Source organism: Olsenella porci (genome assembly GCF_009695875.1).
Classification (GTDB): Bacteria; Actinomycetota; Coriobacteriia; order Coriobacteriales; family Atopobiaceae; genus Olsenella_H; species Olsenella_H porci.
In genome coordinates this window covers 36,057-58,659 of record NZ_VUNC01000004.1, presented here as the reverse complement: position 1 = coordinate 58,659, position 22,603 = coordinate 36,057, and the positions used below count along the sequence as shown (strand labels likewise).

Here is a 22,603-nt window from a genome sequence, read left to right as displayed (position 1 = left end):
CATGCCGAGAATTGCGGTGCGTTTAACCAATACTTCTTGACTCTTATCAACTCTACGCTTAGCTTCATTCATGTGAATGAGAATAACGCGACGTGCATGCAGCAAATTCGATTGCAGGCACCTGAGGGGTAGAGATGGTCAAGAGGCGTAACAACAGGCAGGATGCCATAAGGGACATCGTGCGAGGCAAGTCGATACGCACGCAGCGTGCACTGGTGGACGAGCTGCAGGCTATCGGCTTCAACTGCACGCAGGCAACGGTCTCGCGCGACATCGCAGACATGGGCCTTCGCAAGCTGAGCGAGGGTATCTACGTCCTGGCGGAGGACCTCCACCTCCAGCGCATGGTGTCGGAGTTCGTCAACTCCGTGGACCGTGTGGACAACTTCGTGGTCATCAAGAGCCAGCCCGGCACGGCGCCCGGCGTTGCCGCCGCTGTCGATGCCGCCGCGCTCCCCGAGGTCATCGGCTCCGTTGCTGGCAACGACACCGTCCTCGTTGTTGCGGCAAGCTCCGAGGCCTCGGATGATTTGGTCAACCTCATCAACAAGCTCCGCGACGCGCAGAAGTAGCGGTCTGCGCCCTAGGGATTGGAAGTAGGGGAGAGGGAATCGTCCCTCTCCCCATATTTATGCCGCCGGCAATTCCCACACCTGCTCGCATGGTTGTTTGGCCTAACAAGAGAGGGACCCCGGGAAAGTCCCGAGGCCCCTCTCTTGCCATGCTGGATACGCGGTATACCTACTGGCCGCCTCCGGTCTCCCCGCCGGTATCACCGCCGCCCGTGGTGGCTCCGCCTGCGTCGCCGCCCGTGGTGGCTCCGCCATCACCGGTGTCGCCGCCACCCGTGGTGCCTCCGGTGTCTGCGGTCGTGTCGGTGGTCGTCGTGCCGTTTCCGGTGTTGCCGGTGTAGCCCGAGTTGGTGTTGGTCGATGGCGCATACGTGGTCGTCGTGGTGTAGTCGGTTCCGCTCTCCTCGTCATCGTCGTTGCTGTACGAGTACGTCTTGGACGACGTGGTGCCGCTCGTCTTGCTGAACGTCCACTCGCCGTTGGCCTTGTACGTGGCCTTCTCGTCTGTGGTGGGGAACTCCTGGCGCGTCTGGCCGGCGAGCGCCTGGTTGATGAAGCTGATGAAGATGGGGACGGACGTGGTGTAGGGGTGTCCGTAGGCGCCGTTGATGGTGACCGCCGCCTCCTCGCGGTAGCCGCACCAGATCGAGACCGACAGCTGCGGGGTGATGCCGCAGAACCAGAGGTCGCGGTAGTCCTCGGAGGTGCCGGTCTTGCCGGCCACGGGCTGGTCGACGGTCATGCCTGTCGAGACCGCGCTCGCCGTGCCACCCGCCTGGACCACGCCCTCCATCACCGAGCGGACGTCCTGGGCAACTGCGGCGTCGACGACCTGTTTGGGGTCGTCCTTGTGCTCGTAGACCGTGTTGCCGTTGCGGTCGAGGATCTTGGTGATCGCAATCGCGTCGCGGTGGACGCCGTTGGTGGCGATGGTCGCGTAGGCCTCCGCCATCTGGATGGGCGGCACGCCCACGGTGCCCAGCGTCAGCGAGTCGTAGGCGGGCAGGTCGACGTCAATACCCATGTCCTTTGCCTCGCTCACCACCTTGTCGGCCCCGACTGCCTGTATCACCTGGACAAAGGCCGTGTTGGACGAGACCGCGAAGGCCTTCCTCAGGGTGATGGTGCCGTAGCTCTCGTTGCCAAAGTTCTGGACCTTCCAGGTGGAGGAGAAGGTCATGGGCGAGCTCGCGTTGATGTAGATGTCCGGGCTCATGCCGTTTGCCAGGGCCGCGGTGAGGGTGAAGAGCTTGAAGCTGGAGCCCGGCTGCCTGCGCGCCTGCGTGGCGAGGTTGAACTGGTTGGTGTTGTAGTCCCTGCCGCCGACCATGGCGACGATGTAGCCGTTGGTGGGGTTGACGGCGACCAGGGCGGAGTCGAGCTTGTCGTTGCCCAGGTCGTCCAGGGTGCTGGTGACCGCGTTCTGGGCGGCCTCCTGGGTGGCGGGGTCGAGCGTGGTGTAGACCTTGAGGCCGCCCTTCATGACGGTGTCCTCGCTAAAGTCCTCGAGCAGGACCGACTTTACGTAGTCGGAGAAGTACGGGTAGTTGCCGGTGGCGTCGTCAAACGACCCCTCGTTGCACTGCATGGGCTCAGCCACGGCCTTGTCATGCTCCTCCTGGGTGATGTCGCCCTGCGAGAGCATGTGGTCCAGGACCTCGTTGCGCCTTGCGGTGGCGGCGGAGGGGTTGACGAAGGGGTCGTAGCTGGAGGGGGACTGGGGAAGGCCGGCGAGGGTCGCCGCCTCGGCGAGCGTGAGGTCCTTAGCGTCCTTGTTGAAGTACGTCTTGGCTGCCGCCTCGATGCCGTAGGCGCTGTGGCCAAAGTAGATGGTGTTGAGGTACATGTTGAGAATCTGGTTCTTCGTGTACATCTTCTCCATCTGGATGGCCAGGTACGCCTCGCGGACCTTGCGCCTGAGGGTCATCTCAAACTGCTCGTCCGAGAGGATCGTGTTTCTCACCAGCTGCTGGGTGATGGTCGAGGCGCCCTCCGAGCCACCCGCGAGCTGCACGTAGACGGCGCGCAAGATGCCTTGCAGGTCGACGCCGTGGTGCTGGTAGAAGCGGACGTCCTCGGTGTCGACCACGCCCTCCAGGACGTAGGGGGAGATCTCGGAGATGTCCACGCTGCGGCGGTTCTGCAGGTAGTACTCGGCTATGACCGAGCCATCCGCGGCGTACACCGTCGTGGGCTCTGAGACGAGGTAGGCGTCCGCCGACGTGTAGTCGGGGAGGTCCTGCAGCCAGGTGTTGACGAGCGCCCCAAGCGAAATCGCGAGGGCCGCTACGAGCAGGGCGGTAAAGCCAAGGAAGCCGGCGAAGCCAAACGCAACGATGTGCGTGCGCGAGTGCCGGTGGGCCCTGCGGGTGCGGATTCCCATGTAATCCTCCTCATTCGAGACAGTCGGAGGACATTATAGTTGAGGACCCCATGGCGGCTCCGCGTGTGGAGGCAATCGCTCTAGTCTACAGAATCCTGGCGAAACGGGGTGGCATCCATCAGCGTATTAAAAGGTCTGTGCCGTCTACGGGCCGGCGGGTGGGGGGTGCCGGAGGAGGTCACCGCCGCCTCGCGGTGGCTTGCGGCCTGCGTGCGGTATCCTTGCAGGGGCTCCCACGCCTGCGGGCGGGGGGAGGACGTTTCGCGCAACAACATGGAGGACAGAGCATTGCTGCCAGTCGACGAGCAACTTAAGGTCATCACCTCGGGCACCATGCAGATCGTGCCGCTCGAGGAGCTCAAGGAGAAGCTGAAGAGGGGCAAGCCCCTTACCATCAAGATGGGCGTTGACCCCACCAGCCCCGACCTCCACCTGGGCCATGCCGTCCCCCTGCGCAAGATGCGCCAGTTCCAGGATCTGGGTCACAACGTCACACTCATCATCGGTGATGGCACGGCGCTCATCGGCGACCCATCGGGTCGCGACAGCACCAGGCCGCCCCTCACCGAGGAGCAGGTCAACGCAAACGCCCAGACCTACGTCACGCAGGCAATGAAGATCCTTGACCCCGAGAGGACCACCGTCGTGCACAACGGGGACTGGATTAAGTCGATGGACCTTGGCAAGATGCTGGGGCTCATGAGCAAGTTCAACGTGGCACGCATCCTCGAGCGAGAGGACTTCCACAACCGCTACACCAACGGGCAGTCCATCGCTCTGCACGAGTTCATCTACCCCGTGCTGCAGGCCTACGACTCGGTCGTGGTGAAGGCCGACCTCGAGATGGGCGGCAACGACCAGATCTTCAACCTCCTCGCCGGCCGCGACCTCATGCGTGACATGGGCATGGAGCCCCAGGTCGCGCTCACCATGCCGCTGCTGGTGGGTCTCGACGGCGTGAAGAAGATGTCCAAGAGCTACAAGAACTACGTCGGCCTGACGGACGATGCCAACGACATGTTTGGCAAGCTCATGTCCATCAAGGACGAGCTCGTGCCCATGTACTTCCGCTTGTGCTCCACCCTTCCGGTGGATGAGGTCGACAAGATAGACCAGGCCTTCAAGGACGGGTCGGCGGACCCCTACGAGCTCAAGCACCGGCTGGCTCGCAACATCGTTGACCTCTATCACGGTGCGGGCGCCGGCGAGGCCGCCGAGAAGGTCTTCATGGACACCTTCAAGAAGGGCCAGGTTCCCGACGACATGCCCGAGTTCCCCGCGTCGTCGGTCGTGCAGCTCAACGACGAGGGCAAGGTCTACCTGCCCCGCCTGCTCGCCTCGGTCGGCTTCTGCAAGAGCGCCGGCGAGGGTAGACGCCTTCTGGACGGCGGCGGCGTCAAGGTGGACGGCGTGGCGCAGCAGCCCAGGGTCTATAACGTCGATCCCGAGCCCTTCAAGGCGGGAGCAGTGGTTCAGTCGGGCAAGAAGCACTGGGCGCGCCTGGTCTAGCGACGTAGCGCAACGTGTTTGGGCGGGCGGGTGGCTTTGGCTGCTCGCCCGCGAGTATGAACACCTTGGAGGGAGTAACTCTATGAGGGTCTTGGCAGGGGAGAGGGGCGCGACACCGCGGGTCCACGACCGCGCCCTCTGGGTCGCTGGCATCATCGTCTTCGTAGCGTCCCTGGTCTTCTTCACCCAGGTGTATCCCCTTGCCATGAGCAACGCGGACGACTGGCTCAACATCACCAAGGTGCGCTCCGGTCTGCCGGAGTGGGGAGGCTTCAACCCGTCCAAGGTGCTGCCCGAGACGCTCTTCCCGCTGGCGGGGTACCTTGCCGCCTACGTGGTGTATCCCCTCTCGCACGACTACCTGGGTGCCATCACGCTCGTGTCGGCCCTCGTGGTCGCGGGGGCCATCACCTGGTACGTCGTCTCGTTCGGGCGCGTGCTCGAGCGTTACGCCAAGACTGGCGCGTTCGCCACGGCCTGCGTGATGCTCGTCTTCTTCCTGTGTCACTTCGCCTTGCTCTTCGGCGCCCTTTCGGACGGTGGGGCCGCCTACCTCTTCGGCGCCTACGACCTCACCGGGTACTACCACTACATCGTCCCTGCCCTGTGGTGTGGTGCGCTCGCCTTCTCGCTGATCGTCCGCGGTGCCGGGCTTGAACCCAATGACGGCCTCATCGAGGGCATGGGACGCAAGTCTCTGGGCGTCCTTCTCATCTACCTGGGAATGTTCTCGAACCTGTTCAGCAGCATCGCGCTGGCGGCATTCGCCGGCGCGAGCCTCCTTGTCGACCTCCCCTCTCTGGGGAGGGCGCACAGAGGCGATGCCACCATGCCGCAGGCGGTCGCGTCGTACGCCCGCAGGAACGCGGCTCTCCTGCTGGTCATCGCGTTCTGGCTCGTTACCCTGGCCTTCGAGTTCAGTGGGACTCGTGCCTCCGGGGCCATGTCCCACCAGCCCTTGGCCCTGGGCGCCGTCCTGGGCAACCTCGCGATCGTCTGGAACCTGCTCTACAAACGTCTCCTCGCGCTTCTCGCCCTGTGCCTCGTCGCCTACGTGGCGTGGCACGTGCGCGGTGCATCGCCCGCAGGCGAGGCGCGCGATGCCAGGAGGCTCGTCGTCGTGGTCTTCGTCGACCTCATGCTTGCTCTCGCCTTCTCGGTGTGCCTCTCCGCTCGGATCGACCCCTTCCGCGTGGTCGATGGGGTCACGGAATACTACATCGTGAGGGGCGACGTTCTCCTTGCGGTTATGGAGGCCCCCCTCATGCTGTGCTGCGTCGGAATGGGATACGCCCTTGGGCGTGTCCGATGGTTGCAGGTGCTGGCGCCACTTTGTGCGTTCGCTCTCGCGGTGACCGTCGTGGGCAACATCGGGTCCTACATCCCTCCCGTGAGCGGGCGCATGACGGCGAGGCAGGACATCGCCGTCACCAACGACCTCATCGGCCAGATTGTTCGGGCTGACAGCGAGGGGAAGTCCGAGGTGACGGTTGCCACCTGCAGGTTCGACAACCCCAAGGCTATCAACTGGCCCCAGACTCCGGGCATGGTCGAGTCGATGGCGCATACCCTGTACGTCCATGGTCTCACAAAGCGCGAGCTCACGACGACCTGGTACGCTGACCCGGTGCTGAACGAGCGCTACGGAATCTCGGAGGACATCGGCGTGGAGTAGGGCATTCGGTACCCAGTCCCCAGACGCCCTCGATCGAGTCGGGAACGTCGCCCACCACGCACGAGATGATGTAGACGGGGCGGCGCTTTGCCTCGAGGTAGGTCTTTTGCCCACGTACTCGCCGACAATCTCCAGGCTCACCAGCTGGACGCCACCTACGAAGCAGATGATGCACGTGGTGCTCGCCCATCCCCTGGAGCAGGCGGTAGTAGTAGTGCTTGGCCGTCCCGCGCTTGAACGCCGTGTCGGTTGTGCGCGAGCTCCGGACCCCATAGACCACGCCGTAGCCCTCGCGATAGCGCTCGACCATGGCAGTCATGGCATGGATATCGTCCTAGCCGTCGCAGTCGGCGCTGATTGCGACGTCGGCGAACGCCCTCGCCTCCACGAGGCCTGCGACGACCGCAGCCTGATGCTCACGGTTTCGGCTCTGCTGGATGTCCGCGAAGTGGAGGTCCCGGGAGGCAAGCGCCACGGTGACCTGCCATGTTGCGTCGCAGCTCCCGTCGTCCGCATAGAGGATGCGGCTCTCGTTGCTCACCAGGTCACCCTCGATCATCGAGCGCAGCTCGTCCAGGAGGATGGGGCGGTTGCGGGGAGGGCCTCCTCCTCGTCGTAGGCGGGAATGATCACGCAGAGCACCAGGGGCGCCACGTGTTCCGCGGTGCGCTTCACCTGACCCGTTCGTGTCGCGGGCACCGCCTCCCGAGGTGCCCCCAGGCTGTATCGCATGTGCCCCTTCCCCTGGTTGCATCGTCTGGGCGTCGCGTCGAACGGTATTCCCAATCGATGCTATGCGAGTGTTCCGTCGGGACGGGGCAGGCTGGTTTGTTTTTGCGTTGCTTTGGGCGTGTGCGTTCCCTGCATCTCCGTCACGATAGACTTGCAGGGTCACATGCATCGGGAGGGGCGGAAGTGACGCCCCACTTTTGGGAGACTCATCACCTTGGCATTTAGAGACACGCATAGCGTTCCGGAGCTTCTTGCCCCTGCGGGCGGGCCCGAGCCGTTCAACGCAGCCCTCGCGGGTGGCGCCGACGCCATCTACTGTGCGTTGGGGCACGACTTCAACGCCCGTCGCGGAGCGCACAACTTCACCTACGAGACCTTCGAGGCCGCCTGCCGCTCCGCGCACCTGGCTGGGGCGCGCGTGTACGTGACTGTGAACGTGGTGGTGAGGACCGACGAGATGCCCCGCGCCCTCTCCCTCATCCGCAAGGCGTGGACGCTGGGGGCAGATGCCTTCATCATCCAGGACTGGGGTTTGCTCGACGAGGTCCGTCGGCGCTTCCCCCAGATGGAGTGCCACGTCTCTACCCAGGCAAACGTTCATGATGCGCGTGGGGTCGCGTGGTGCCGGGACCTTGGCGTGGAGCGCGTGACCCTGTCGCGCGAGCTCAGCGTGGACGAGATCGCACGCATCTCTCAGGAGGGCGTGGAGCTGGAGGGCTTTGGCCACGGCGCCCTGTGCTTCTGCTACTCCGGCGTGTGCATGATGAGCTCGCTTGCAGGCGGCCGATCCGCGAACAGGGGCCTCTGCGCGCAGCCGTGCCGGCTCCCCTTCGACCTGGTGGACGGTGACGGCAAGGTCATCTCGGCCCCGGGAAGGGGGCGCCCCCTCTGTCCCAAGGACTTCTGCACCATCGACGACGTGGAGCGTCTCACCAGGGCGGGGCTTGGCTCGCTCAAGGTCGAGGGCAGGATGAAGGCCCCGGACTACGTGTACTCGGTCATCTCCGCCTACCGTGGAGCCCTCGACGACCTTGCGGCGGGACGGACCCCCTCGGCCCCTGACGACGACCGCCGGCACGAGATGCTCCGCCGCGCCTTTAACCGCGACTTCACCAACAGCTACCTGGACCATCGCGCGGACGACGACATGATGAGCTACGAGCGCTCCAACAACAGGGGAGAGCTCGTGGGCAGCGTGGTGGCGTCCCGCGACCTCGGCGGCACCAGGGTGCGCAGGGGCGGCTCCAACGGCGGCCGCGAGCGGTTCAGGTCCAAGACCGTCGCCGAGGTGGACGTTCGGCTCGACCGCCACGTGGGGGAGGGCGACCTCCTCGAGATCCGTCCCGTCGACGACCCGTCGCAGTTCCTCACCACGCATGCCCCGGCGGACGCGCCGGCTGGCGCGACCATCACCTGCAAGACCGTCCGCCCCATGAGGCCGGGGAACCCGGTTCGTGTGATCCGCTCCAAGCGCGCCATGGACGAGGCCGCTCGCGTCTCGTCCGGCGACGAGCGCTACAAGCGCGCGGTGAACGTGAGCGTCACCTGCCGCCTGGGGCAGCCCCTCGTCGTATCCCTCTCCTGCGTTGACGGCGCGGCGGAGGCAAGCGCGGAGGGGCCCGTGGTGGAGCCCGCCCGCACCAAGGCCCTCACGCGCGACGAGCTCGTGGAGCACGTGGGGCGCATGGGCGGGACGCCCTTCGTGCCCGCCGCGGTCGACGTGAGGATGGACGAGGGCTGCGGCATGGGCTTCTCCGTCGTGCACCGGCTGAGGGCGCAGGCGTGCGAGCTTCTGGAGGAGAGGCTCCTCGCGCCGTACTCGGGGCGCGAGGGGTCGCTCGCGAGGGTCCCCGACCTCCCCGACCTGGCGCTCGAACTCGCCAACGTCCGGAGCGGTGCCGGAATTGCCCCGGCGGGGGTGCGCCCCGAGGGCACGCCCGCGGCGGAGGTCTGCGCCCTGGTCCCCACGCCCGAGGTTGCGGCGGCGGCGCTCGCAGGCGGTGCAACCAGGCTGTATGCGACCGACGGTGCCCTGGAGGAGGCGCGCCTTCGGGGAGCGAGCTGGCCGGAGGGCGTGGACGTCATCCCCTGGCTGGACGAGGTGTGCCGCGAGTGCGACCACGACCGCATTGACCCCCTCGTGGAGAAGCGCAGGCCGTGCGGGGTGGGCAACGTCTCCGAGCTGGCGCTTGCCGCGGAGAGGGGTGCGCTTCCCGAGGTCAGGCCCTGCATCCCGGTCCACAACGAGTCGTGCCTCGTTGCCCTGGAGCGTGCCGGCGCCCGCGGGCTCTGGCTGTCCCCCGAGCTCACGCTGGAGGAGTGCCTCGCCCTCGGCCGCGCCGCATCGGTCCCCGTTGGGCTCATGGTCCTGGGGAGGAATCGTGCCATGACCAGCGAGCATTGCGTGCTCAAGGTCGCCGACCGCTGCATCCACGACTGCGCGAGGTGCGCACTCAGGAGGGGGAGGAACTCGCTCAGGGACCGCGACGGCAAGCTGCTGCCGGTGCGCACCGACCTCCAGGCTCGAAGCAGGATCTACGCCGCGTACCCGCTCGATGCCACGCCGCAGGCAGCGGAGCTCGTGTCGGCGGGCGTCTCTCGCCTCATGGCGGACTGCACGCTGCTGACACCGCACGAGGCTGAGTTTGCCTGTGCGCGGGTGGCCCGTGCCGCCCAGGCGGCGCTGAGCGGGAGGAAACCCGCCCCGTGCATGGCGGGGGCGACCTCCGGCCATCTGTTCTCGGGGATCGGATAGGGAAGTCGCGTCTTCCCTGCGTCGGATTTTCCGCCACGGGCAAATCGCGTCGGCAAACGGGTACCATCAGATTCAATTGCAACAATGGCGGTGGGATTTCCACCGCGGTGGAGAGGACACTCACATGGCAGAGAACCAGGAGAGCACGGAGCCCACGGCCGAGGCCACGGGTGCGGCAGAGGGTCAGGCCCCCAAGGTCAACAGGGAGCTCCTCGAGGCGACCATTGACGTCATTCGCCAGAGCCTCCAGGCGGACGGCGGCGACGTGGTGCTCGTGAGCTGTGACGACGACGGCGTGGTCACCCTCGAGATGCAGGGCGCTTGCGCAGGCTGCCCGCTCTCGACCTACGACATGAGCGAGGGGATCGAGCGCATCCTCAAGGAGCACGTCCCCGGTGTCACCAAGGTCCAGCCGGCAATGGCTTGGTAGGGAGTACGCAGTAGTACGGTATGGGGCGAGGGGAGCGGTTCCCTCGCCCCTCCGCTCTGGAACGGTTTCGGGGCGGAGCACATCGAGCGCTTGGAGGGCCCATGTGGCTTGACACCATCTACCATGCCACCAACCCGGTCGCGTTTGCGCTTGGGCCGCTCACAGTCCGCTGGTACGGGCTCGCGTACCTCGCGGGGTTCGTGTGCGCGGGGCTCGTGATGATGCGCACCTCGCGGCGCTGGCGCCTGGGGCTCACGTCGGACGAGGTCCTCAACATCGTGGTGGGTGTCGCCTTCGGGGTCATCGTGGGCGCGCGCCTGGGGTACGTCCTGTTCTACGGCGCTGGATACTACCTGGCCAACCCCATCAAGATCCTCGCGTTCAACGAGGGCGGCATGAGCTTTCATGGCGGGCTGGTGGGCGCCATCGTGGGCGGCGCCCTCGTGTGCCGGCAGATGCGGATCTCCATCCCCACGGTGTGCGACCTCGCGGTCATCGGCGCCCCCATCGGCCTGTTCTTTGGCCGCTGCGCCAACTTCATCAACGGCGAGCTGTGGGGCAAGCCGACCGACCTCCCCTGGGGCGTCATGTTCTCCAACACGGGCGGCGGCTACGTGTATCGCCATCCCTCCCAGCTCTACGAGGCCATCCTCGAGGGCATCGTGATCTTCGTCGTGCTGTACGCGCTCTCGCGTCGCGTCCCGCCCCGGCCGCAGGGCACCTTCCTCGGTACCTTCCTGGCGCTGTACGGTTGCTTCCGCTTCCTGATTGAATTCGTGCGCATGCCCGACAGCCAGCTGGGCTACCTGCTTGGCACGGGCTGGCTCACCATGGGGCAGTGCCTATCGGTTCCCCTCGCCATCCTGGGCGTGGTCCTCGTGGTATGGGCGCACAGACTGGACCGGCCGCAGGTGGGGCATCTGGAGTCCGCGCGGGGGTAGGCCCAGGGGGAGCCAAGTCGTCCCGTCCGAGGGGGCGCCCCTCTCGCCTGTGTGGGCTTTGGGTCCACTCGCGCCAACGGTGGCGCCACTTCATTCGTGCGATATCGAGTTTGTCAATCCTTTTCGCCCGCTGGTCATTTTTCCTGCTGCTAGAATGCATGCAACTGAACAGACTCTGAGGGCACGGTCCAACAGCTGTCATGCCTAGGTAAAAGGATTCCGGTTCTACTCCGGATCAGCGGAAACTGTGTTCCGAGGTTGCAGGGGAGAGGTGCGTAGCGCCACCCCCGCAGATGGGTTGCCTTCCTGGCTTCCAATCCTGCCTGCCCTCTTTGTGTCCGATGGGACCGGAGGTGCGGGACATGCTTCCCAAGCAATGCACAACCGCCAGCCGAGCGCTGGCGATCATCCTCTCTGCCGCGATGGCGTTTGGCGGGGTGCCCACGAGGGCGCTCGCCGAGATTGCCGACGAGCTCTCGACCCAAGACGGGGCAACGGAGGCATCCCAGTCGTCCGATGCGGGCTCGTCAGCAGGGTCGACCGTGCAGCCTACGACGGGCGAGACGGGCGAGACCGCTCCGACTGACGGGGGTACCGCCACGGCGGGTGCGGCGGGTGCGAGCGAGGGCCCCTCGACCACCGCTGCTCAGGACGCCTCCTCGGACTCCAAGTCCTCCGAGCCTGCCGCGTCGGCACGCGCGACTGCCCTTGACTCCCAGGCCTGCGTCTCTATCCAAGACCAGAAGGACAAGGGCGGCGCGGCGGACGAGGCCTACGGCGACCAGGCGGTTGGCACCACCCTCTGGGCAAACGTCTACGACTGGGTCGAGGACGAGGACTACGGCGATGGCGACTACGAGACCTGGGCCAACGACGGCAGCGCCTCGTATCAGTGGCTCGAGTGCGACACGGCATCGACGGACGTCTCCTCCTACGCACCCATCGCCGGGCAGACCTCGCAGTCCATCACTCTGACGTCGGACCTTGCAGGCAAGTACCTCGCCGCGCGCGTGACCGTAGGCTCGTCCACGCTCTGGGCGCCCTCCGCCGGCGGGTCCATCCAAGCGCAGAGGCTCCCGCACGTCTCCGCTGCGTCCACCCCGGGCGAGGGCGGCAAGTCCACGCCCGTCGACATCTACAGCGCGACCACGAGCCTCTCCCAGGACGGGTCCAGCACCTCCCTCTACGGGGAGGGCGACACGCTCTGGGCGCAGGGGCGCGTCAAGGACGGGTCCACGTACGTTCTTGCGGACCCCTCGCTCCTCGCGTTTCAGTGGCAGGTCTCCAGCGATAACTCCACGTGGGAGGACATTGCGGGCGCGACCTCGCAGTCCCTCTCGCTTGCCGGCTATGCGGGCAGGTACGTGCGCTGCAAGGTGAGTGACGTGGCGGGCACCAGCACCAAGGTCACCAGGTCGCGCAACCCGGTGACGGCAGCCGGGGCGGTTGCGGTCACCAGCGTGTCGCTCGACCGAACGGGTCAGGTCCAGCCGGGCGAGACGGTCACGGCAACGGCGAAGGCGTCGGGCACCGATGTGAGCGACTCGCAGGGGGTCGCATGGTCGTGGTACGTGACGTCGTCCCCTTATGCCTACGGTGGGACCAAGATCGAGGGTGCCACCGGTCGCACATTCCAGATTCCCGCCTCCGATGATTCCTTCCTGGGCAAGTACGTGTATGCGGTGGCCGATGGCGGCACCGGCGGCGTGTCGTCCACCACCGCTGCCGGCCCCGTGAGGGAGGCGGGCTCGGTCTGGCTCCACCACGTGAGCGTGTCGGGCTCCGCCAAAATTGGCTCCACCCTCACCGCCACCGCCTACAAGAGCTCGTACGCGACGGTCGCGAGCGGCGACAAGGTCACCTACCAGTGGCAGTACAGCCGGACCAAGACCACGAGCGACTACGCGTTCAGCGACATCCCGGGTGCCACGTCGCAGACCTACACGGTCCCCCAGAGCATCACGGTGGGAGGCCAGACTGTCTCGCTTGTTGGGTGCTACCTGCGCGTGAGGGCCGTGAGCGACGGCAGCGTGGTGAGCACGAGCGTCAAGGGGTACTACGGCACCACGGCGGTGGACCCGGTGGGGCCCGTCTCGCCCGACGGGGGCTACGACCTCAGCAGCGTGGCGCTGTCCTCCTCGGATGTCAACGCCAAGGTCGGCGACACCATCACCCCACAGGCAAGGTACGAGGTTCAGGGGACGTATTCCTCATACGAGACGGACGTTCCCTCCGATGCCAGGCTCACCTACACGTGGTATGCGAGCGACGCGGACGGGTCCAACCAGCGTGCCCTCACGCCATCCGATGGCGTCAGGGAGGACGGGGCGCTCGTCCCCACTGCGGCGCTCTCCGGCAAGCTCGTGTGGGTGACCGCATCGGCTCTGATGAGCCCGGCCACAAGTGAGAAGGTGAGGGTCTCCCCCAAGGGCGAGTACAAGCTGGACCGTGTTACCCTGAGCCACTCCGGCACAGCGGTCTTGACGGGTGACGTGGTGAGCGCCTCCGCCTACGCTTTGGACCTTGCGGGGTCTCGCAAGGAGGTCACGGGCAGGGAGGGTGTCTCGCTCCAGTGGTACGTCGCGGACTCCGAGGACGCGCCGGCGGACCAGTGGACCCCGCTCAAGGGACAGACGTCGGCAACGCTCGTGGTCCCTGCCGAGGCCGCCGGCAAGTGGGTCGCCGTCGTCGCCACGAGCGGCACCAGCTCCGCGTCTGCGACCCTCTCCTCCAAGGCGGTCTCCGCCTCGTCCCTCGAGGGCGCTGCTGCGATCCTTGCCAACGAGGGGACGTCCGGCTGGAAGCCCAACCCCACCTACGGCATCGACACCAACGTCGACGACATGCTCCTCGCCGAGCTCGCGGCAACGGGGTTTGACACCACGGGGCTGAGCGTGAGGCTCGTCTCAGCCACCTTCTCGTCCACCAACCCCAACGCCACCGTGGGGCTCTCCACCTCGTCGGAGAGTAACGGCACGATTACCTACTACTCGGGCGACCCCGACGTCGTGGGCCGCTACGCCTACAACTTGCTTCACACCGTGGACTCCGCCACCTTCGAGCTGACCCGGGGAGGGGAGACGGCCACCTACACAACGGGCAGCTTTGGGATTCCCTGGGACCTCTCGGCCGCACGAGCCCTGCTCGAGGAGAAGGCGGAGCAGCTCTCGGTGGGCTTTGCCGACGGCGACGACGCGTCGGGCGTCACGGGGACGCTCACCCTGCCCTACAAGGCGGGCGAGAACGGCTCCGCCTCGTGGACCAACGTTGAGTGGACCTCGGACGACTCGGCCGTGACCGTGGACGGGTATGGCTGGGACGACTACGCCGGAAAGGTGACCAGGGGCTCGTCGGACAAGGCCGTGACCCTCACCGCCAAGGTGAGCGGGCTTGAGAACTACGGCCTCCCCGCAGACGTGAGCGTGGAGCGAGCGTTCAAGGTCACGGTCAAGGCCGACCCCGAGAAGGTCCAGGAGGAGCGGGAGCAGCTCCAGCAGGCGGTGGACAGGTTCTCGTACGACACCGTCACCTATGCCACCGGGGATGCCATCGCCTCTGACGGAACGGGCCTCTCCCAGGACCTTCAGCTTCCCACCACGCGCACCCTGGGCGTGGACGGAAAGTACTACAAGGTCACCTACACCGCCTCGAGCGACCAGATCGTGCCCAACGGGTATGCTGCGTCGGTCGTGAGGGGGCTGCCCGGGTCGGACTCCGGCAACGTCAGCGTGACCTGCACCATCACGAGCAAGGCGAACCCAGAGATCACGGCGAGCAAGACGCTTGACTTCACGGTGGCGCCGCTCGCGTCCTCCGACGTCGACGACGCGCTGGCGCTCATGGCTCGCGTGAAGGCCGCCTACAAGGACGCGCTCCTCAACGGCCAGGCGGAGCCCGTCTCACAGAACCTCAGCACCTTCTACGGGGCCTACCTGGACGACGACGGCAACCTGGTGTGGGCGCGCAGCAGCGCCGAGATGGCATCGCACGAGGGGATCGTGCTCGAGGAGCTTCCCGGCTACGACAGCATGGGCTCCGCAGACCAGGCGCGCACCTTCAAGCCCAGCGACACCAGTCTCCTCGAGAACGAGGACCTCAAGCTCGCCTGGAACGTCGATCCCAGCGACTACCTGGGTCGTCACCACGACCAGCCTACCTACAACAAGTCCGTCACCGTCACGTCGGTTGTGAGCGACTCCCGCTACAAGGCGCTTGCCGAGAGGTACGCGGACGACCCCACATGGGGCGCGAAGCTCTCGCAGCTGGTCAACCAGACCGTGAGCGCCACCGTGAGCGTCGCGGGCACCACGGGCGAGGACGAGCCCGTCCCAACGGCCAAGGTCACCGCCACCGTGATTGGGCGCGATGCCTTTGGCAAGCCGGAGGTGTGGGCGAGCACCGCCACCTATAACGTGGAGCAGGGGACGTCCGCGGCGACGCTCTCCGAGCGGCTCTTCTCCGCCAGCGGACTCACGGTGTCGTCGAGCCAGACGCAGTACGGCTACTACCTGCAGTCCATCTCGTCTCCCTCGACGGGGACCCCCTACGGTTACGACGCCGCCACCGGCAGGTACTGGCAGCTGTTCGTCAACGGCAAGGCCTCGGACGTGGGGGCTGACGGCGTCAGCCTGTCCGACGGCGACAGCGTGACGTGGTACTACTCCTCGTGGGGAGAGGCGCTTCCCTCCCAGGACGAGGACAACGTCACGGCCACGGTGAGGATCGTTGGCCCCAACGCGGCGGGCGACCCGGTCAACTGGGTGCCGTCGACCGAGGTCAGCGTGCCCGAGGGCACGACCGCGGCGCAGCTCACCAAGACCATCCTCGAGCGCAGTGGCATGACCTGCGACGACGGCATGTACACCATCAGCGCGGCGGGGGGCTCCACGCTCCCCAACGGTGGCACGTCCCTCTCGTACTCGCAGGATGGCCAGGGCAAATGGTCGTGGTGGCAGTTCTACGTCAACGGCACCCTTGCCGACACCATGGCGGCAAACTACGTGGTCAAGCCGGGCGACTCAATAACCTGGAGCTTTGGCACCATGGGGTCGTCCGTCCCCTCGGGAGACGTGCAGGTGTACCCAGACGCAAAGCTTCCCGGCTGGTCCTCCGAGTGGCCCGGGTACAAGGGGGCCGGGCAGGCGGGCACCACGTCTGCGAACACCCCGACCACCGGCTCCAAGCTGGCATGGCAGCAGTCGCTCATCGGAAGCTCGATGATGACCCTCATGAGCGACCCGATCCTGGTGAACGGTGACGTCTATGTTGCGGCGGGCTCTAAGCTGCAGGTTCGCGACGCCTCGACGGGCGAGCTCAGGTCAACCGCCGACCTCGCCGCCAACGTGGAGTCCACCTGCCGCCTGGTCTACGCCGACGGGCTCGTGATCGTTCCCCTGCACGGCGGGAGGCTCCAGGCGCTCGCGGCAGACTCCCTCAAGACGGTCTGGGTCACCGACGCCCTGCCCGACTCCGTCACCGCGGCGGGGGACGGCGTGGCGCAGCAGCCCATCTCCACGCTCACCGTGAGCGGCGGCTACGTGTACTTTGGCACCGCTGCGGCGACCTTCTCTGGCGGCACCGTTGGGGGCTACCTGGGCTGCGTCAACGTCCGCACCGGCGCGGTGCGCTGGATGGCGGGCAACTCGGGCACCGGCTACTACTGGTCGGGCGTCGCCGTGAGCGGCGGCAGCGCGCTCGTCGCCGACGACTCGGGCACGCTCTGGCTGCGCGACTCCTCCACGGGAGAGGTGCGCGCGAGCCTCTCGCTTGGGACCGGGTCCCGTGCCGGTGTCGTGACCAGTGCGGACGGCGCGACGGCCTACGTGGTCACCACCGACGGCGTGCTCCACCGCGTGGCCGTGGGGCAGGATGGGACGCTTGCCGAGACGGGCAGCATACGGTTCTGCGACTACAGCACGAGCACGCCCACGCTTGTGGACGGCCGCATCTACGTGGGCGGTGGCAACGGCCCGCAGTCGTCCCGCACGGGCGGGATGTACGTGATCGACGCCTCCACGCTCCGGGTGGTCGCGTCCGCGACCAAGCTCGGCACCGGCGCGACGATGTCCGGCGACTCCAAGAGCGCCCCGCTCGTCTCGACCACCGCCGACGGGACCTACGTGTACTTCACCTGCAACGGAAAGCCCGGCGGGGTGTACGTGTACAAGGTCGGCGACTCTGCGGCAAGCCTGCTCTACCTCCCCGACCAGGAGCGCCAGCAGTACACCATGTCCTCGGTCGTGGCCGCTGCCGACGGCAGCCTGTACTACACCAACGACTCCGGCTACCTCTTCAAGATCCTTACGGGAAGCACCCTTCCGGAGCAGCCCGAGCCCCAGGCGCCCCCCAAGCCGTCGGGCGGCGGCTCCACGTCTGGCGGCACGACGGGTGGGTCGACCAGTCCCAAGGCGTCGGGTTCCACCAAGGGGACAGCGCCCGGGACGTCAGGTGCCTCCGCCTCGCGGGACACCGCTGGAATCTCCGCCCGCTCGGGGGTGCCGACAACGTCGACGCAGGTCCAGGGGCGTGCCCTCTCACTGCTCGACGGCGTGGAGTCCTCAACGCTCGCCGGGGAGCAGCGCATCACCACGACCGTGACTGACAAGCCCGCGTCCCAGGGCAGCGACAACGAGTCCGCAAGCCCCGCGCGGACCCTCCCCATCTGGCCCATCGTGGGCATGGCGCTCGGGGCAATCGCACTCGTCCTCGCGCTCCTGGCGCGCAGGCGCAACGGCAGGGAGGACTAGGACATGGCAGACCTTAACGTCAACACCGCGGCCACGGGGGAGAGGGGCGCCGGCACCCCGGCCCAAACCCCAACGGATGGCGGGAACGGCGGACATCGCCCCAACGCGGCACGGGTGGTCCTGGCGGTCGCCGCCGCCCTCGTGATCGCCTTCTGCGCCTGGAGCATGGGGGAGTACGTCAACGGCAGGGACCCGCTCGCGTTCCTCTCGGCGGGGAGCAGCGTCGCCTCGCCCTCCCCGGCGGACAGCTCGGCGTCGGACTCGGCGCCATCCACCTCCACCGTCACCAAGACCTCGAGCGTCACGGGCGACGACATCCTGTCTGCCCTGGGAACCCTCCGCTTTGGCTCGGACGACGTGTCCCTCTCGCCCGACGACGCCCGCGTGGTGATTGCGAAAGACGGAGTCTGGGTGGAGGAGAGGAGCTCGGACGACCCGGCTAGCCTGGTGACTCGCACGGCCGAGCGTGCCGCGGCCCTCGCGGAGTGGGTGCGGGGGAGGGGCGTGTCCGTCTCCACGCTCACCTGGATCACCGAGGACGGCAACGGCGTCATCCGCATGGTGCTGTGCGTTGGGGGAGACGCAAAGGCATCTGGCACTCTCGACAAGCTGCTCGCGGCATCCAAGGGCTACCTCATATCGGAGAAGACCTACGCCGGCCTGGACTCGCCGTCCTTCCCCCGGACCTCGGGAGAGGCCCCGACCCTCCCGGACGGGAGCGATGCCACGGTCGACGGCACGGTGACCCTCTCGTCGGGCGGGAGGGGCGAGGTCGTCTCCCAGGGCACCGGCTCGTCCTCCGCGTCGAAGTCTGGTGCTCCTGCGTCCGGCTCCCAGTCTGGTGGAGCGTCGTCCTCCCCGTCGGGAACGGCTGCCAGCGGCTCGTCCAGCTCAACCATCTCTGTCACGGTGTCCATCGGCGGTAGCTCGCAGAGGGTGAGCGTCGCCTCCGGCTCCACGGCGTACGCCGCCCTCCTCGCGACGGGCGCCTCGGTGAGCGCCGGTGCCAACCCCTATGGCTCGGGAACCTGGGTGTACGGCATCAACGGCCTGGCCCAGGACGCCTCGCACGGCTGGACCTATGCGGTCAACGGCTCCATGCCCTCGGTCATGAGCGACGAGTGCACCGTCCACGACGGCGACGTCGTCACGTGGAGCTACGTGTAGCGATGGCAGCCCGTTTGTCTCGCCGGCACGTGGCCTTCGAGGGGTCGCACCCCCTGGTCCCCGCGACCTGCCTCGCGGGGACGCTCCTGGTGTCGATGTTCGCCATCCAGCCGGTCCTCTCCTGCGTCTCGCTCGTCGGGGCCATCTCGTTCTCGCTCTGCTGTCTGGGCCCGCGCCTCACCGCCGAGCGACTGAGGTGGCAGCTCCCGCTCCTCGCCCTGGTGTGCCTGGCAAACCCCATCTTCGTGCGCTCCGGGGTCACCACGCTCCTGGTCGTGGGCCCCGTGGAGGTGCACGCCGAGAGCCTGGCATACGGCGCCTGCATGGGGGCGACTCTCGTCTCGACCCTGCTCTGGATCGAGTGCGCGTCGCGCGTGCTCTCGGCGGACCGCCTGCTCGGCCTGGGAGGGGGACCGCTCCCCACCGTGCAGCTCATACTCTCGATGGCGGGGCGGCTCGTCCCCCAGCTGCTGGCGCGGTCGCGCGAGGTGGGCTCAACGCTCGACGCCTGCACCGCCGGCGGGGGTCCGTCCTCCGGCGGGAAGGCCGGCCGCGTCCGGATGACCGGCGTGCTATTGGGCTGGGCGCTGGAGGACTCGGTGGAGAGGTCCGACTCCATGCGGGCCCGAGGCTGGGGCGCCATGGGCAAGAGGACCAGCTACCAGCGGGAGGCCCTGCGCGCGCGTGACGCGCTTGCCGCCGCCTGTCTCGCCCTGCTCGCGCTGGGGAGCGCCGTTCTCGCATGGAAGGCCTGTTCCGAGTGGCGCTTCTATCCGTCCATGCCCACCCTGGTCCCGTGGCTGGGGTACCTTCCCTATTGCGTGCTCGCGGCGGCGCCCACCGCGATCACCCTGGTTGACCGGGCGCGATGGGCGAGGCTGGGGTGACGATGGCGGGTCTGTGCAATGCGCTGGAGGTGCGCGACCTCTCGTTTGCCTATCCGGGAACGGATGGTGGCGAGACGGACTGGGTGCTCCGGCACGTGGGCCTGGCCGTCCCGGAGGGTGCGTTCTGCCTGCTGGTTGGGCCCACCGGCTGCGGCAAGACCACGCTCCTCAGGCTGGCGAAGCCCGAGCTGGCGCCCGTCGGGAGGCGGGAGGGTTCGATCAGCCTCTTCGGCGAGCCGCTGGACCGCATCGCCGCGGACCCCAGGGAGAGCGCACGCACCGTGGGGTACGTGTTCCAGAGCCCCGAGGGGCAGATCGTGTGCGACTCCGTGTGGCGCGAGATGGCGTTTGGGCTCGAGAGCCTGTGCGTGCCCCGCGACACAATGCGGCGCAGGGTGGCCGAGACCTGCGACTTCCTGGGCATGGGCCCCTGGTTCCGGCGCGAGTGCTCCGAGCTCTCGGGGGGCCAGCGGCAGGTGCTCGCGCTCGCCTCGGTGCTGGCGATGCGCCCCCGCCTGCTGCTGCTCGACGAGCCCACGTCCATGCTCGACCCCGTTGCAGAGCGCAACTTCGCGTCCCTGCTGTTCCGCGTCAACCGCGAACTCGGCGTGACCGTGGTGGTTGCCACGCACGACCCCCGCCCCCTCGTGGACTACGCGGACATGGCGGTCTCGATGGAGGGTGGCGCCCTCCGAGAGGTCTCGCCGGACGCGCTGCGAGATGAGCCCGACCTGGCCGAGGGGCCGCTCCCCGCCGTCACTCTTGGGGCGACCCAGGTCCAGGCGAGCGACGCGTGGTTTCGCTACGGTCGGGACGACGACTGGGTGCTGCGTGGGCTCGACCTTTCGGTTTCCGGGGGAGAGACCCGCGCCATCGTGGGTGGCAACGGCAGCGGAAAGACGACGCTCCTCTCACTTGTGGCGGGCGTGGGACGTCCCCAGCGGGGACGCGTGCGCAATTGGCTCCGCGGCAGCCAGGTGCTGCTGCCACAGAACCCAAAGGCGCTCCTGTCGCAGCAGAGCGTGCTGGAGGAGCTGATGGAGTGGTCCCGCAACGTGGGCTACGGTCGCGACGAGGCGGTGGACGCGCTCGACAAGATGGGCATGGGAGAGGAGCTCCTCCCACGGCATCCCTACGACCTCTCTGGGGGACAGCAGCAGCTGCTTGCCTACGCCAAGCTCGCGCTCGCGCACCCCGCGCTCATGCTGCTGGACGAGCCGACCAAGGGGCTCGACCTCGCCGCAAGAAGGTCCCTCGCCCGTGCGCTCAGGGAGGAGCGGGGGCGAGGGACCACGGTCCTGCTCTCGACGCACGACCTCGCGTTCGTGCGGGCGGTCGCGGATTCGGTGACGCTGCTGTTCGACGGCCAGGAGGCTTGCACGCAGGCTACGGGGGAGTACTTTGCGCAGTCGTGGCTGTGAGCCGCGACGACGGGCGCTGCCCCTCTCGCCCGGTTACTCCAGGGTGAGGAACGGCTCCTCCTCGCCTTCCTCCTCATCCGAGTCGTCGTCTGCCTGGGCGTCTCCGCTCTGCCAACTGTAGGCCTCCGCCGCCTCTGCCGAGTCCTCGGTGGGAAGTACGGCGCTCACCATGCTCAGCCCGTCCACGGCGGGAACGATCTTGGTCCATTGGGTCAGCAGCGGCTCGGTGGGGATCTGCTCCAGCTCGATCAGGGAGTCCAGGTAGATCTCGCCCGCGCCGTCCAGGAGGTCGGACTTGGACCTCACGTCCTCAAACATCTCCGCCATCTTCGAGAGCGCGTCCTCGGGGTCGTCCGCCTGCACTATCACGGGCATCAGGCAGTAGTTCTCAGCCGAGTCGTTGGCATCGTCGTAGTTGAAGTTCCCAATGTAGAACATGGTGCCCCTCCCCGATCGCACGGTTGCTTGGTTTTGCCTGTCCCCAATGTATCGCTCGCGCGGCCGCATCCCCGCACCGCTCTGGCGGGCGGTCGACGTTTGGTGGCGGCGGACGGCATTGCCGGGGAGGGGGACATGCGACACTATGGGGGAACGGAACCGACGGGGTGAGAGGGGAGGAGCTCGTGGCGCGACGGATGCGTGGCAGCGGGGAGGCGGTCGGCCTGCCCGTAGTCGTGGAGGTGCTCGCCCTGGTTGCGGTGCCCGTCTCGATGGCGGTCTGCGCCGTCCTGGACGTGGAGGCAACCGCCGTGCTCACGCTCCTCGTCACGACGCTCGCGGTCCTGCTCATGTTTGCGAGCTACGAGGCGTCGAGGCCAACGCTACGGCAGCTCATGCCCACCGTGGTCCTGGGGTCCGTGGCCGCCGTGGGGCGGGTGCTCTTTGCCCCGATCCCCGACGTCAAGCCCGTCTCTGCCATCGCCATCGTCGCTGGCTCGGTGCTGGGCAGGCGCAGCGGTTTCATGGTGGGGGCGCTCGCGGCCCTTGCCTCCAACGTCTTCTTTGGGCAGGGTGCGTGGACCCCGTGGCAGATGTACGCCTGGGGCCTGGTGGGCTACCTCGCCGGCGTGCTGTCCGACCACGGCGCGCTCCGCAGGGGCTGGGTCCTCTACGCCTACGGGTTCGCGAGCGCCCTGCTGTACGGGCTGCTGCTCAACGGCTGGTACTGCCTGGGCTTCGTGCGCCCCCTCACCTGGCAGGGGGTGCTGCTCGCCTACGGTGCGGGACTGCCGCTCGACGTGGTCCACGGCGTTGCGACGGTCGCGTTTCTCGTCGCGATCTGGGTCCCTTGGAGGAGGTCCATACAAAGGGTCGTCGCAAAGTACGGGCTCGACCCGCGCGAGCGCAGGGCGTCGTCCGCGGAGGGAGAGGGATAGGTGAGGGGG

Annotated in this window: 15 protein-coding genes; 11 read left to right on the top strand and 4 right to left on the bottom strand. The window is 67.3% G+C overall.

Annotated features, from left to right (window positions below):
• Positions 1 to 134: 134 nt before the first annotated feature.
• Complete coding sequence (locus FYJ68_RS06025; RefSeq protein WP_154435026.1) at positions 135 to 572, top strand: arginine repressor; 438 nt, start codon at positions 135 to 137, stop codon at positions 570 to 572.
• A gap of 169 nt (positions 573 to 741) precedes the next feature.
• Here the strand turns inward: FYJ68_RS06025 and FYJ68_RS06020 are convergent, their stop codons facing one another.
• Complete coding sequence (locus tag FYJ68_RS06020; protein WP_154435024.1) at positions 742 to 2,955, bottom strand: transglycosylase domain-containing protein; 2,214 nt, start codon at positions 2,953 to 2,955, stop codon at positions 742 to 744.
• A gap of 288 nt (positions 2,956 to 3,243) precedes the next feature.
• Here FYJ68_RS06020 and tyrS point away from each other — a divergent pair, with 288 nt between their 5' ends.
• Entirely contained in the window at positions 3,244 to 4,464 is a 1,221-nt protein-coding gene (gene tyrS, locus FYJ68_RS06015) for a tyrosine--tRNA ligase (protein ID WP_154435022.1), read from the top strand.
• A gap of 82 nt (positions 4,465 to 4,546) precedes the next feature.
• Positions 4,547 to 6,139 carry a hypothetical protein gene (locus FYJ68_RS06010; RefSeq protein WP_154435020.1) on the top strand — a complete coding sequence of 531 codons (1,593 nt, stop codon included), beginning with the start codon at positions 4,547 to 4,549 and terminating at the stop codon, positions 6,137 to 6,139.
• Between the two features lie 334 nt (positions 6,140 to 6,473).
• Here the strand turns inward: FYJ68_RS06010 and FYJ68_RS10185 are convergent, their stop codons facing one another.
• Positions 6,474 to 6,698, bottom strand: coding sequence for a glycosyltransferase (locus FYJ68_RS10185; RefSeq protein ID WP_229772072.1), 225 nt, complete (start codon positions 6,696 to 6,698; stop codon positions 6,474 to 6,476).
• Positions 6,695 to 6,871, bottom strand: coding sequence for a hypothetical protein (locus tag FYJ68_RS10180; protein WP_229772071.1), 177 nt, complete (start codon positions 6,869 to 6,871; stop codon positions 6,695 to 6,697). The genes FYJ68_RS10185 and FYJ68_RS10180 overlap by 4 nt, the downstream gene beginning before the upstream one ends.
• Before the next feature lie 214 nt (positions 6,872 to 7,085).
• On the opposite strand from FYJ68_RS10180, the gene FYJ68_RS06000 reads away from it, so the two are divergent.
• The 7 genes from FYJ68_RS06000 (at position 7,086) to FYJ68_RS05970 (ending at position 21,218) form a co-directional block, all read left to right on the top strand.
• Positions 7,086 to 9,626, top strand: a complete 2,541-nt coding sequence (locus FYJ68_RS06000; RefSeq protein WP_154435018.1) for a U32 family peptidase — start codon at positions 7,086 to 7,088, stop codon at positions 9,624 to 9,626.
• A 223-nt stretch (positions 9,627 to 9,849) separates the two neighbouring features.
• Positions 9,850 to 10,056 (top strand): NifU family protein, encoded by a 207-nt coding sequence (locus tag FYJ68_RS05995; RefSeq protein WP_326832256.1) that lies wholly within the window; start codon positions 9,850 to 9,852, stop codon positions 10,054 to 10,056.
• A gap of 101 nt (positions 10,057 to 10,157) precedes the next feature.
• Entirely contained in the window at positions 10,158 to 10,997 is an 840-nt protein-coding gene (gene lgt, locus FYJ68_RS05990) for a prolipoprotein diacylglyceryl transferase (RefSeq protein ID WP_154435014.1), read from the top strand.
• 362 nt (positions 10,998 to 11,359) lie between these two features.
• Complete coding sequence (locus FYJ68_RS05985; protein WP_154435012.1) at positions 11,360 to 17,743, top strand: DUF4430 domain-containing protein; 6,384 nt, start codon at positions 11,360 to 11,362, stop codon at positions 17,741 to 17,743.
• A 3-nt stretch (positions 17,744 to 17,746) separates the two neighbouring features.
• Positions 17,747 to 18,910 (top strand): DUF4430 domain-containing protein, encoded by a 1,164-nt coding sequence (locus FYJ68_RS05980; protein WP_154435010.1) that lies wholly within the window; start codon positions 17,747 to 17,749, stop codon positions 18,908 to 18,910.
• A gap of 2 nt (positions 18,911 to 18,912) precedes the next feature.
• Entirely contained in the window at positions 18,913 to 19,797 is an 885-nt protein-coding gene (locus tag FYJ68_RS05975) for an energy-coupling factor transporter transmembrane component T (protein WP_154435008.1), read from the top strand.
• Positions 19,779 to 21,218 carry an ABC transporter ATP-binding protein gene (locus FYJ68_RS05970; RefSeq protein ID WP_229772070.1) on the top strand — a complete coding sequence of 480 codons (1,440 nt, stop codon included), beginning with the start codon at positions 19,779 to 19,781 and terminating at the stop codon, positions 21,216 to 21,218. Before FYJ68_RS05975 ends, FYJ68_RS05970 begins: the two co-directional genes overlap by 19 nt.
• A gap of 33 nt (positions 21,219 to 21,251) precedes the next feature.
• Here the strand turns inward: FYJ68_RS05970 and FYJ68_RS05965 are convergent, their stop codons facing one another.
• Positions 21,252 to 21,656 carry a hypothetical protein gene (locus FYJ68_RS05965; RefSeq protein WP_154435004.1) on the bottom strand — a complete coding sequence of 135 codons (405 nt, stop codon included), beginning with the start codon at positions 21,654 to 21,656 and terminating at the stop codon, positions 21,252 to 21,254.
• Between the two features lie 185 nt (positions 21,657 to 21,841).
• Between FYJ68_RS05965 and FYJ68_RS05960 the strand changes: the two genes are divergently transcribed.
• Positions 21,842 to 22,594 (top strand): ECF transporter S component, encoded by a 753-nt coding sequence (locus FYJ68_RS05960; RefSeq protein WP_326832246.1) that lies wholly within the window; start codon positions 21,842 to 21,844, stop codon positions 22,592 to 22,594.
• The last annotated feature ends 9 nt before the right edge of the window (positions 22,595 to 22,603 follow it).